Below are 12,163 nucleotides of genomic sequence, written 5' to 3'. Positions count from 1 at the left end.
GGGTACAGATTGGATGCAAATATTAATCTTATCGTTTTCTGCCTAAACAGAACTGCATTTTCTTACGCAAGGTTAATATCATGCCTGGCCAGTTTAAAGGTGTAAAGAAGGAGTCAATCTTTGATTGATTTGATGAAAAGGCGGTTTTACTGAATATTTACTATGGTATAAAATAAAAAACTCTCCATTGAAGTTCAATAGAGAGTTGTCTTGCATGGTGCGGATGAAGGGACTCGAACCCCCACGCCTCACGGCACCAGATCCTAAGTCTGGCGTGGCTACCAATTACACCACATCCGCTGGTTGTTTCTTTTTATATAAGAACTGTATCTTTTTGTGGTTACAAATATAAAACATTTTGCTTTAAAATAAGAACCTAAAGATATAAAAACGTACAAAAAACTGAATAAATAAACAGCTTTTACAAACCTTTTAAAACTAAAAAACTCTCCGTTGAGATCAACAGAGAGTTTTAGTACCCCGGGCGGGACTTGAACCCGCACGCCAAAAGAGGCACAGGATTTTAAGTCCTGCGTGTCTACCAGTTCCACCACCAGGGCATGGTGTGGAGCGAAAAACGGGATTCGAACCCGCGACCCCAACCTTGGCAAGGTTGTGCTCTACCAGCTGAGCTATTTTCGCATAGTGCGGATGAAGGGACTCGAACCCCCACGCCTCACGGCACCAGATCCTAAGTCTGGCGTGGCTACCAATTACACCACATCCGCTGGTTTGTTGTTATTTTAAAGAACTTGTTTCGTTTTTGTGAGTGCAAATATAGGACTTTTTCCCTTCTCTCCAAACTTTTGAGAAAAAAAAATTAAAATTCACACATTTTTTTTCCGCCCCCTCTATTATTACATTTCATTTTCTTACTTTTACAACGTTAATAATTACAATATGGAATTACAAGGAACGGTAAAGAAACTTTTTGATGCTCAGACATTTGCAAGTGGCTTTCAAAAGAGAGAAATGGTTATTTTAACTCAGGAACAGTATCCACAGCCGATAAACATAGAATTTTTGTCTGATAAGATCAGTTTATTAGATAACCTTAGAGAAGGTGAGACTGTAAAGGTGGGAATCAACATCAGAGGTAGAGAATGGGTTTCTCCACAGGGCGAAACCAAATATTTCAACTCTATTACAGGATGGAGAGTAGAGAAGGTTATGGATAACGGATCTGAGCCTACACAAGCTTCCCCGTCCCAATCTGCTTCTCCGGTTTCCAATGAAAATCCTTTCGCTGGAGATGATGATGACGATTTACCTTTTTAATTAAAAAATTAAGATCCAATATAAATCCTGCTTTCTCAAGTGGGATTTTTTTTCCAAAAAAATGGTCCGATTAGACGAAAACGAGATTTCATTCCCTGATCCTGAGCTTTATGACGGTCATGAAGGGCTGGTTGCTTTTGGAGGAGATCTTTCCATAGAGCGTATTTGGTTTGCTTATCAGCTGGGAATCTTTCCATGGTATAATCCGGGAGAGGAAATATTATGGTGGTGTCCGGACCCAAGATTCGTCCTGTTTCCTGATGAAATAAAAGTTTCCAAATCGATGCGGAAAATCCTGAACAGAGGTATTTTTACTTTTTCGGAAAACAAAAATTTCAGGGAAGTGATCCTGAATTGCCAGCAGGCGAGCAGAAAAGGACAAACGGGAACCTGGCTTTCGGATGAACTGATGGAATCTTTTATCAAGCTTCACGAATATGGCCTTGCCAAAAGCATTGAAGTGTGGCAGGACGGAGAATTAGTCGGCGGGTTTTACGGTCTTCAGATTGGAAATGTTTTCTGTGGGGAAAGTATGTTTGCCAAAGTAAGCAATGCTTCCAAAGCCGGCTTTATTCAATTTGTAGAAAAAAACAGAAACACCCTAGATCTTATTGATTGTCAATCTCATACCGAACACCTTGAAAGCCTGGGCGCCAGAATGATTCCCAAAAAAGAATTTTTAAAAATCTTACACAAAAATAATGAACGCCAATAAAGAAAAATGGATTCTCCTGATTGTATTAACCCTGATCTGGGGTTCTTCTTTTATCCTGATCAAGAAGTCCCTTGAACATTTCAGTCCTTATCAGGTGGGAGCACTAAGGGTATTGATTGCCGGTATTATTTTGATGCCTGTTGCGATTTCAAAATATAAACTTTTCCCTAAAAAGCATTTGAAATGGCTTATTATGGCTGCATTTACAGGAAATTTCATTCCTATGTTCCTTTTTCCGATTGCAGAAACGGAAGTAAGCAGCAGCATTGCGGGAATCATCAATTCCATGATGCCAATTTTTGTAATCATTGTAGGCGGGCTGGTATGGAAGTTCGAAACAACAAAGAAACAGATCGTCGGAACATTAATAAGCTTTGCAGGGGTCTGTTTACTGGCCTTTGGCGGTGATGGCGAGGGTGGGAAATTCAAGCTGATTCCTATATTACTGCTGTTATTGGCTACATTGTGCTATGCAATGAGTACCACAACGGTGAAATCTAAACTTATGGAAGTTTCTTCTACGATTTTATCGGCATTTGTTTTCTCATTTGTTCTATTTTTCCCTTCTGTTGTTGCTTTGGCATTCACGGGATTCTTTTCAACATTCTCCTTTAATGAAGATAATATGCTGGGGCTGATGTTTGTAAGCCTGTTATCCATCTTTGGAACCGGATTGGCTATGACACTGAATTACCGTTTATTAAAGGTATCTACTCCGCTGTTTGCTTCAACAGTAACCTTGCTGATGCCTATCGTTGCTATCATCTGGGGTTTTCTGGATGGCGAAAAGCTGAGTTTTTTACAGTTTGTAGGCGCAGCAGTTATTATCGGAGGACTGATTTTTTTAAGGTCTAAACCCAAAAAATAAAATTTTGATTTGTAGAAAAAAAATATATCTTTGGGCTCTTTAATTTATAAATCATGAAAAAAATTATTCTTTTGGGCTCAATGGCCTTACTTACACTATCTTGTGGTTCTGACGACGATGATAATACAGTAGACAACAGCAATCCGTCCACACAAAATGTTATCCTTCCCGTGAAAATGAGTGTTGATGGCGAAAACATGAAAATCAATTATGATGGGACTAAAATCTTAAATATTACAAGTAATAATAACTCCGGTAACAAGATTGTATTTACTTATAGTGGTGATAATATTGCCAATATTAAATTCTATGAAGGCAACATCCTTCAGTCTGCCACAGAATACGGATATACGAATAACCTGATGACCTCAGCTACTAATAAGGAATATTCAGCTTCAGGGGTAACGGAATATACTGTAATCCATACATATACCCATATAAATGCCAACCAAATCAATGTAAAAAGACAGGTTATCAGTACTAACACCAATTATACGATTAACCACGTATATAACTACAATGGCGGGAATCTGATCAGTGCTGCGGGAAGTGGCTCAGGAACCAGCAATGGAATTATTACCAATTATAATCAAACAGCGGCTTATACTTATACCGATAAAAACTATCCTTTTAAAAATGTAAAAGGCTTTGATAAGATCATATATAATGGTGATATGAGTGACGGAGTATCCTACCTATTTTCCAATTTAAAAAATAACTTAAGCGGTTATAAAGAAAATACAACATATACCTATTCCGGTGGAAGCGGAAGCGGTTACTCAGCTTACAAGTTTACGACTACTTTTAGTTCAAGTGGTTATCCTATTTACGAAAGCAGACAGCCTACCGATCTGAATGGAGTTCCGAGCCCCTCTCAACCTGAAATTTATACCTACGAATATAATTATTAAAATAAAAAATCCTGCATCGCTGCAGGATTTTTTATTTATGATGGTAAATTAAACCATTTAAGAATTCTTCTTTTTTACTTTAGCTTTTACTTTCTTCACCTCATCCTTAATGAAAGGATACTTTTTCTGCATATCCGTGGCCAGGGAAGAATCGATATTTAAAGCCTTCTGAAGAGATTCGGCTCCTTTTTCCGGATTTCTCAGGTTGAAATAGCAGTTGCTAAGCTGATAATAAAGCTCTGCTCTGTTGTGCACTTTGATGGCTTTATCCAGAATAGTCACAGCTTCTTCATATTCTCCCAGAAGCATCAGTACTTCCGAATAGGCATACCAGTTGTAAAATCGTGAAGGCTCTGCATCTACCAGTTTTTTAAGACAGCCAAGGCTTTCTTCAAATTTTCCGGAATCGATGAACAGGAAGGCCAGTCTTTTCTGATAGTCAAGGTTGCTGTCATTAAGCTGGGTGGCTTCTTTGGCAAAATGCAGTGCTTCTTTCATACCGCCCATTTCTTCATACAGGTAAGACTGTTCCATCATGGACAGATAAAACTGAGGATCTTCTCTCAGTGATTTCTGAAATGCATTCAGGGCCATTATAGACTGCTTCTGTGCTTTGTAGCACAATCCTATCTTATAAAATGTAAATGCTTTGGTATATTCAAGCTCAAGCATTTCCTCATATACTTCCACGGCTTTCTGGTACTGCCCAAGAGCTTCATAACACGCTGCTTTGTTAGCATATACTCCTACAGAACTTGAATTGATCGCCAGCAGGTAATCATATCCTTTTATGGCTTCTTCGTAGTTCTTTCTGTTAAAGTAAAACTGTCCGTACTCGAACCAAGCGGTTTCAGAATAGGCAAATTCATCTAAATATTCATTAAGAAAGGCAATAGCCTCTTCACTCTTATTCAGGTCGCTGAAGCAGATCATACAGTTTTCAAGCGAATATTCGTCCGTAGGATCTTCTTTCAGGGCTTTTCTGTAGTGCTTAAGAGCGTTAAAGGGATCTCCCAAGTTTACATATTCGTCTGCAATAAAGTTGTGAAGGAAGTTTTCTTCTTCTTTCAGTTCTAATGCTTTTTTGCAGATGTCAATGGCTTTTCTGGGATTTCCCAGGTTCGAATAATACTTGGCATAGCAGACCATAAAGTCTGTATTTTCCATAGATGAGCCTTTCAGCTCGTCTATGAGTTCTTTTGCCGTATTATAATCTTCCCATTCCAGAAGAATTTCAAGTCTTTTGATCTTGATATCCAATGAATTCGGGTGAAGCTTAAGGCCATAATTAACAGCATTGTCTGCGTAGTTAAAATCTCCCAGCTCCAAATAATAAACAATAATATCTTCCAGCTCTTCGGTGTCGAAGTAGAATTCATCATTGTTTTCCATCATTTCCTCGAACTTTTTTACAAGTTCATTTCCAAAATACTCTTCCAATAGTGTCGTCTTCGTCGGCCAGATGTCTGAATATGCTTACAAACCTCGGCAAACTTTTTAATTAATAATAACTTCTGAAACTGAAATTCAAATGTTTATGCAAAGTTGCAACTTTTTTTTGAATTAATTTTTCATAAATTTCTATATTAAAGATAGTAAAAAAAGAAAAGAGATAAAAGGATTGTGGATAAAAAAGTGAAATTGTGGTTAAATAGTCAGAACAAGTCTTTTTCCAGCCGGAATTTCGGCATTCCAGACTGCCTCTACATCCTTGATGTCTGCCGTTTCTGTATCTATCTGAATGCTACCGGCTACTGCTGCCTGAAACATTTCGGGGATGATTTCCGTAAACAGGAGATGGGTTTCTTCTTTTGTCCAGCTTCCCAATCCGGAGCCCGAGATCTGAATATCTGTTCCCCTCAGAATCTGTGAAGACAGCTGAATGATATCCCCGCTCATTCCTCCTACAGAAACCAATCTGGTTTTGTGAGAAAATGTTCCGTTTCCTTTCAAAGTATTCAGTATCATCTCTACGGAATGTCCCCACAGGTAATCCAAAATAATATCAACAGGGGTTTCGCTGTGAATTTCTTTAATTTTTGTTTTAAAATCTTCATCGGGTTGTTTTAAAGAAACCACCTCATCTGCTCCCAGTGTAAGAAGTAATTGTAAGGATTCTTCGTTTCTGCCTGTGGCAATAATTTTTTTGGCACCATACAATCTGGCCACCTGAACGGCAATTTTTCCTGTAACCCCGGTTGCTCCATTGATTAAAACAGTATCGCCAGGTTTCATCCCTGCTTTGAACTTCAGTCCCATCGCAGATCCCATTACGGCATTGGGCAATGCGGCGGCGGTAATAAAGTCCAGCTCTTCCGGTACGGGGATAGTAAATCCTTTTTCCACATTGACTTTCGCTGCGGCGGTCCCTTTCTTACTGAAAAAATACACTTTCTGACCATTGCTAAGATATCCGGCTCCATCTGTTCCTATAATTTTCGGCTGATGTTTTTCGCTGCTGACGGAATAATGGTTTCCGCCTGCAATAGCTCTGTCAAGGTTTTTAATTGAAGCTGCTTTTACTGTTACCTGCACTTCATTTTCTTTAGGGATTTCCGGATCCGGAAACTCTGCATATTGAGGATTATTTCCTTTTTCAAATACAACTGCTGCTTTCATTATTTAAATTTTTATACAAAATTAGGATGAGAGCAGTCTGCAGTGCAATAACATTTGTTATCAGTTGTTGTATTGATTACTTTTTTAAAGCATCCTCTTTTAAGATGGCACTTTTGATACGGCTAAGATGTACCGTGGTAATTCCCAGGTAGGAAGCAATATAATGCTGCGGAATTCTTCTAATGATTTCCGGACGTTCTCTGGCAAGACTGAGATAGCGCTGTTTGGGAGTATCCTTTATAAATGAGAAAAAATGTTTCATGTAGTCGAATATCCTTTCAAAGAGAGCATCCATGAATTGGGTTCTCAGCTCAGGATCTTCATATACCTCAGCTAAAACAGCCTCTGCATCTGCTTTATTGATCTTCCATAAAATGCATGGCTCTATGGTTTCGAAGGAAACCATACTTGGCAGGCCTTTCCTGAAGCTTTCAAGGGATGAGAACATCGTGTTTTCCATAAAGAACTGGAAGGTCACATCTTTCCCGTCATTGTTGTACCAGGCCCTCGCGATCCCTTTTTCAATATAGTAGGCACTGTCTGAAATTTCATTTTCCTTTAAAAGTAAAGTTCTGGCTGGAACTTCAATGCGCTCAAAGCAGCTTAGAAATTTCCGCCATTCCCCTTTCGGTAAGTGAAATCTGTTTTGTATATGCTCAAACATCTGTAAGAAAAAAGAACGGAACATTTCTGCTCCGTTCCTGTTTTATTTTAGATTAAACTTTTAATTTTAGCTATAATATCATCCCCAAGTTTGTCTGCTTCTTCCTGTGAATGAGCCTCTGTATAAATTCTGATGATCGGTTCCGTATTTGATTTTCTCAGGTGAACCCAGTTCTTTTCGAAATCAATTTTTACCCCATCTACCGTTGAAACTTCTTCATTCTGGTATTCTTTTTCCATTTTGGCTAAGATATCATCTACATTGATCTCCGGTGTTAATTCTATTTTCTTTTTACCCATGAAATACTCCGGATATCCGGCTCTTAATTCGGATACTGTTTTGTTTTCTTTTGCCAAATGGGTTAAGAACAAAGCGGCACCTACTAAAGAATCTCTTCCGTAATGAAGATCAGGATAGATAATTCCTCCGTTTCCTTCACCGCCGATTACTGCATTTTTCTCTTTCATCAGGTTTACTACGTTTACTTCTCCCACGGCGCTGGCAAAGTATTCTGAATCGTGGCTCCTTGCAACATCTCTTAAGGCACGGCTTGAAGAAAGATTGGAAATTGCAGTTCCTTTTTTATGCTTTAACAGATAATCTGCTACTGCAACTAAGGTATATTCTTCGCCGAACATCTCCCCTTTTTCATCAATTAATGCCAGTCTGTCCACATCCGGGTCTACAACGATTCCTAAATCTGCATTTTCTTTTTTTACAAGCTCACAGATATCTCCCAAATGTTCTTTTAAAGGCTCAGGGTTGTGTGGAAACTGTCCGTTGGGTTCACAGTATAATTTTACTGTTTCGCAGCCCAGTTTATCCAGAAGCATCGGGATTGCTATTCCTCCTGTAGAGTTGACAGCGTCCAGAACTATTTTGAATTTTTTGGCTTTAATGGCTTCAACATCTACCATCGGTAAATCAAGGATCTGCTGGATATGGATATCAAAGGCATCATTTCTGGTTTCGTACTTTCCTAGATCATCCACTTCAGCATAATTGAAGTCTTCGCTTTCCGCCAGAGCCAATACTTCAGCACCATTTTCCCCGCTGATGAATTCTCCTTTAGCATTCAATAGTTTAAGGGCATTCCATTGCTTAGGATTGTGAGAAGCTGTCAGGATAATTCCTCCGTCTGCTTTAAGTTCCGGAACCATTATTTCTACCGTTGGTGTTGTAGAAAGTCCCAGATCCACCACATTGATTCCCAATCCCTGCAAGGTCGCAGTTACGAGCGAAGAAACCATTTCCCCTGAAATTCTGGCGTCTCTTCCTATAACCAGGGTTAGATTCTTTTTATTTTGTGTATTCTGAAGCCACGTTCCGAATGCGGAAGCAAATTTCACCACATCCAAAGGGGTCAAGTTATCATTTACTTTTCCTCCTATTGTCCCTCTGATCCCTGAAATAGATTTAATTAATGACATTCTGATATTATTATTTTAATTGGTTGTATTCCCGGCAAAGATACTCAAAAGACTAATAAGTTATAAAATGGGAATTTTTTTCTGAACCTTGTTATAATTTCTTTCTACCACTTTTGGCGGAGGGAAACGATAGCCTATGTAAAGCAATCCGAATATATTGTTATTCTGTACATTCTGGTTGTCTTTTTCGTTATAGGCATATGCGGTGACATTAAATTTGCCTCCAAACAGAAATCTATCGGTATTATATCCTATGTGAAGGCCTGTCGCAAACCTGAGGGTTAAATACTGTGTATTGACTTTATTGGCTTTGGAGCCGTTTTCAAGAATATCCCAGCTGCTGGAAAACATTCCGCCAAATCCCAGAGAAACGTTAGGCGCAATATTGACTCTTTTTCTGGCTCCGGGAACCCAGTTGTAAAAGTAGCCCATACTTGCCCCGAAACTGTACTGGGTCTCTTTACTTTTTTGCCCGTTTAAGATATCCCTGAATACCGAAAGATCATAATCCAGAATGGGAACCCAGCTTCCACGGCTTTCTTTCTGCCATTCTCCCTGAGTATAAATACTTTTCAGGGAAAAATTATCTTTCAGGACATAGGCTGTGGATCCTCCAAAGCTTTGTACTCTCAGATCGGGGAACTGAATGTACGGATCTCTTCCTTCTTTCCAGTCCGGGAAAAAGTCGCTCATATTTTCCATGTAAAATCCTTTTACATTTTTATAATAAACGGTCTGGATAAATTTTTTTGGGAAAAACCGGAATCTCAGATCTGTATATGAACTGGTGCCTTTAAGATGGTCATCATTATTCCCTGGAAGGAACCCTGGTGTGAATGAAATGGTGGCACTTATAATTCTGTAATCAATGGAAAAAGAGGTCCTTATTTTATTATTGATGGTAAAAATGGTTTCCAGTGGCTTGTCTTCGGGACCTTCTGTAAAAATATAATTTTCAATATTGGTATCAAGGTTAACGCGGACCATTACCTGGTCTGCATAAGACTTGATTTTGGTGGTATCTGCCTGGGCTTTTGCCAGAACTGTGGAAAGAAAAAATAATAAGGCAGCTGATAATTTAAGGTTCAATTTGAAATAGTTTTAGTTTCAAAAGATGAAAATACTACTATTTTTTTAATTATAAACTTAAAAAATATAATCAGGAACATCCGCAGTCTTTGTCGCAGTTGGTTCTTTTGGAGCTGAATTTTTTCGGTGCAAAGTTTTTTCTGAGCACTTTAAATAAAGAGTAGCAGGCAAATGCAACAATTAACAGGATGATTACGTACTGAAAAATCAATGAAGTATCCATTATTTTAAAATCTGATAAGCTATTAACGACACAAAATATGCCAAACCGGTCATCATCGCTACCTGAAGGCCGGTCCATTTCCAGCTTTTGGTCTCTCTGTAGACTACTGCAAGTGTGGAAACACACTGCATTGCAAATGCGTAGAATAAAAGTACGGAAATTCCCGTGGCAAAGCTGAATACTTTTTCACCATTGGGTTTTACGTCTCTTCTCATTTTATCAATTACTTTTACTTCGGGGGCGTCGTCTTCCAGGCTGTACAGGGTAGACATTGTTCCTACGAAAACTTCTCTGGCAACAAAACTGGTCAGAATTCCCACTCCCATCTTCCAGTCGTAACCAAGAGGCTCAATAAGCGGCTCAATTCCTTTGCCCATTTTAGCAAGATAGGAATGGTCGAGTTCTACATTGGTAGCCACAAACTGCTCAGGCTTTTGTTTAGGCCCAAAGTAACTTAAAAACCATACAATGATGCTTACAATAAAAATGATCTTTCCTGCTCCTGTAACGAATTCCCACACCTTGCCCAGAACCATTTTAAGATCGTATCCGAAAAGTGGTTTTTTATAGGTCGGCAGATCCATTACCAGGTAAGTCTTTTCTTTATTTTTGATGAATCTTTTAAGGATGGATGCTGAAAATAATGCTACCAAAAACCCTAAAAGATACATTCCCATCAATACAAGTGCTTTGTATTTAATTCCGAGGAATGATCCGTCTGAAATAATAAGCCCGATAATAATACTGTACACCGGAAGCCTTGCAGAACAGGTCATGAAAGGAGTAACGAGTATGGTTAATAGTCTTTCTTTTACATTTTCGATATTTCTTGTAGAGATTACGGCAGGAATGGCGCAGGCGGTTCCAGATACGAGAGGGACTATACTTTTTCCGTTCAGTCCGAAAGGACGCAGCAGCCTGTCCATCAGGAATACAACCCTTGCCATATATCCTGAATCTTCCAATAGGTATAAGAAATATAATAAAATCCCGATTTGTGGTGCAAATACTACAATTCCACCGATTCCGGGAATAATTCCGCTTGAAACCAGTGAATTAATGGGCCCTTCCGGAAGATGTTCTCCTGTAAATGCAGCCAACCATGAAAAGGTATCATCGATCCAGTTCATCGGGTATTCCGCCAGGAAGAAAACACTTTGGAAAATGATCAGCAGGATTACGAGAAAAACTACATAACCCCAGAATTTGTGAACGAGTACTTTATCCAGCTTTTCTGTGAGAAGCTCTTTGAACTGTGCTTTTTTAGAGATGACATCTGACAGTATTTTATCTACATTCTGATATCTTCTTACGGTTTCCTGAACCTGAAGCCGTTTCGGAACCAAACTTTTAGTTTCCGGTTCGTTCAGCAGGTCTTTTATTGAATCTATTTTCCCCAGGCCGGAACCTAATGAAAGGCTCATCCAGGCTTTATACTCATTGTCGAAACCTTTATGAGCTACTATTTTTTGTATGAAATCTTTATGTTCGGTAGGAGTTTCAAATGATATCTTATCTGCTTTTTGGAAGCCATTGTTCAGGACTGCTTTTTTAATCTCTTCTATTCCAATCTGTTCTTTAGCATTGGTCTGAATAATTTTAATGCCTAAAGCATCAGAAAACTTCTGTATATCAATGCTGATTCCTCTTCTTTCTGCCTGATCTATCTGGTTGACGACCAGAATCATAGGTATGCCAAGATCCTGTATCTGCTGAAAGAGAAGCAGTCCTCTTTTTAAGCTTAATGCTTCAAGAATATAGATGACCCCTTCATAGTTTTTCTGCTCATCAATAAGAAATTTGGAAAAAATAGCTTCATCTTCAGAACTTGGGTATACACTGTATGATCCCGGAAGATCAATTACTTCGATCTCTTCGTTTTTATAAATATAATTTCCTGAGTGGCTTGCAACGGTAACTCCTGCATAATTCCCGGTCTTTTGTTTTTTATTGCACAGAGCATTGAAAACGGTGGATTTTCCTACGTTAGGATTCCCGACCAAAAGGACCTTTTTTTTCTTATTTTCCTGCATCAATTCAATTCTTCAACAATGATATACTCTCCCTCTTCTTCACGAAGAGCGATGCGGCTCTTTTCCTCTCCAAACTCCACATACATGGGTCCCTTGAACGGCGCCTGGTACAAAACCCTGAAAATAGTTTCAGGCAGAAGCCCCATCTCTATAATCTTGTTGGGCATTCTCAGCTGATCATTATCATAACCCAAAATCTTCCCCATTTTGTTTTTAGGGAATCCACTTAATTTATGTAAGTTAATCTCTTCCAAAGCCAGATTTTTTGTAAGGGCAAATATACGCTATTTAAATTTAATCTAAATAACAAAAGACCTGAAAGAAATCAACCCA

At 38.8% G+C, this 12,163-nt stretch carries 11 protein-coding genes and 4 tRNA genes; 4 read left to right on the top strand and 11 right to left on the bottom strand.

Features of this window, described 5'->3' with window-relative positions:
* Positions 1-215: 215 nt before the first annotated feature.
* The 4 genes from BUB03_RS10065 to BUB03_RS10050 all read right to left on the bottom strand — a co-directional run bounded on the left by BUB03_RS10065 (position 216) and on the right by BUB03_RS10050 (position 728).
* Positions 216-300 (bottom strand) — tRNA-Leu (locus BUB03_RS10065).
* A gap of 176 nt (positions 301-476) precedes the next feature.
* Positions 477-560: transfer RNA gene (locus tag BUB03_RS10060), tRNA-Leu, on the bottom strand.
* Between the two features lie 6 nt (positions 561-566).
* Positions 567-642: transfer RNA gene (locus BUB03_RS10055), tRNA-Gly, on the bottom strand.
* A 4-nt stretch (positions 643-646) separates the two neighbouring features.
* A tRNA-Leu gene (locus BUB03_RS10050) sits at positions 647-728 on the bottom strand.
* Between the two features lie 172 nt (positions 729-900).
* On the opposite strand from BUB03_RS10050, the gene BUB03_RS10045 reads away from it, so the two are divergent.
* The 4 genes from BUB03_RS10045 (at position 901) to BUB03_RS10030 (ending at position 3,772) form a co-directional block, all read left to right on the top strand.
* Entirely contained in the window at positions 901-1,278 is a 378-nt protein-coding gene (locus tag BUB03_RS10045; protein WP_040992893.1) for a DUF3127 domain-containing protein, read from the top strand.
* Positions 1,279-1,339: 61 nt separating this feature from the next.
* Positions 1,340-1,993 carry a leucyl/phenylalanyl-tRNA--protein transferase gene (aat, locus tag BUB03_RS10040; protein ID WP_073062530.1) on the top strand — a complete coding sequence of 218 codons (654 nt, stop codon included), beginning with the start codon at positions 1,340-1,342 and terminating at the stop codon, positions 1,991-1,993.
* Positions 1,980-2,861, top strand: coding sequence for a DMT family transporter (locus BUB03_RS10035; protein ID WP_073062527.1), 882 nt, complete (start codon positions 1,980-1,982; stop codon positions 2,859-2,861). The genes aat and BUB03_RS10035 overlap by 14 nt, the downstream gene beginning before the upstream one ends.
* A gap of 53 nt (positions 2,862-2,914) precedes the next feature.
* Positions 2,915-3,772 (top strand): hypothetical protein, encoded by an 858-nt coding sequence (locus BUB03_RS10030; protein WP_073062525.1) that lies wholly within the window; start codon positions 2,915-2,917, stop codon positions 3,770-3,772.
* A gap of 57 nt (positions 3,773-3,829) precedes the next feature.
* Here BUB03_RS10030 and BUB03_RS10025 read toward each other — a convergent pair whose 3' ends face one another.
* The 7 genes from BUB03_RS10025 to BUB03_RS09995 form a co-directional block, all read right to left on the bottom strand.
* The gene (locus tag BUB03_RS10025; protein WP_073062522.1) at positions 3,830-5,212 is read right to left on the bottom strand and encodes a tetratricopeptide repeat protein; all 1,383 of its coding nucleotides are present in this window, start codon (positions 5,210-5,212) and stop codon (positions 3,830-3,832) included.
* A gap of 207 nt (positions 5,213-5,419) precedes the next feature.
* Positions 5,420-6,391, bottom strand: coding sequence for a quinone oxidoreductase family protein (locus tag BUB03_RS10020; RefSeq protein WP_073062520.1), 972 nt, complete (start codon positions 6,389-6,391; stop codon positions 5,420-5,422).
* Between the two features lie 76 nt (positions 6,392-6,467).
* A complete protein-coding gene (locus tag BUB03_RS10015) occupies positions 6,468-7,055 on the bottom strand; it encodes a Crp/Fnr family transcriptional regulator (protein WP_040992903.1) in 588 nt (195 codons plus the stop codon).
* A gap of 47 nt (positions 7,056-7,102) precedes the next feature.
* Complete coding sequence (gene glmM, locus BUB03_RS10010; RefSeq protein WP_073062518.1) at positions 7,103-8,485, bottom strand: phosphoglucosamine mutase; 1,383 nt, start codon at positions 8,483-8,485, stop codon at positions 7,103-7,105.
* Between the two features lie 60 nt (positions 8,486-8,545).
* A complete protein-coding gene (locus BUB03_RS10005; protein WP_040992907.1) occupies positions 8,546-9,574 on the bottom strand; it encodes a DUF4421 family protein in 1,029 nt (342 codons plus the stop codon).
* A 222-nt stretch (positions 9,575-9,796) separates the two neighbouring features.
* A complete protein-coding gene (gene feoB / locus BUB03_RS10000; RefSeq protein ID WP_073062516.1) occupies positions 9,797-11,830 on the bottom strand; it encodes a ferrous iron transport protein B in 2,034 nt (677 codons plus the stop codon).
* Complete coding sequence (locus BUB03_RS09995) at positions 11,830-12,084, bottom strand: FeoA family protein (RefSeq protein ID WP_081780125.1); 255 nt, start codon at positions 12,082-12,084, stop codon at positions 11,830-11,832. Before BUB03_RS09995 ends, feoB begins: the two co-directional genes overlap by 1 nt.
* Positions 12,085-12,163 lie beyond the last annotated feature (79 nt).

The sequence above is a fragment of the Chryseobacterium oranimense genome (assembly GCF_900129755.1).
Classification (GTDB): domain Bacteria; phylum Bacteroidota; class Bacteroidia; order Flavobacteriales; family Weeksellaceae; genus Chryseobacterium; species Chryseobacterium oranimense.
The sequence above is the reverse complement of the archived record's forward strand: the minus strand, read 5'-3'. Positions and strand labels throughout refer to the sequence as shown.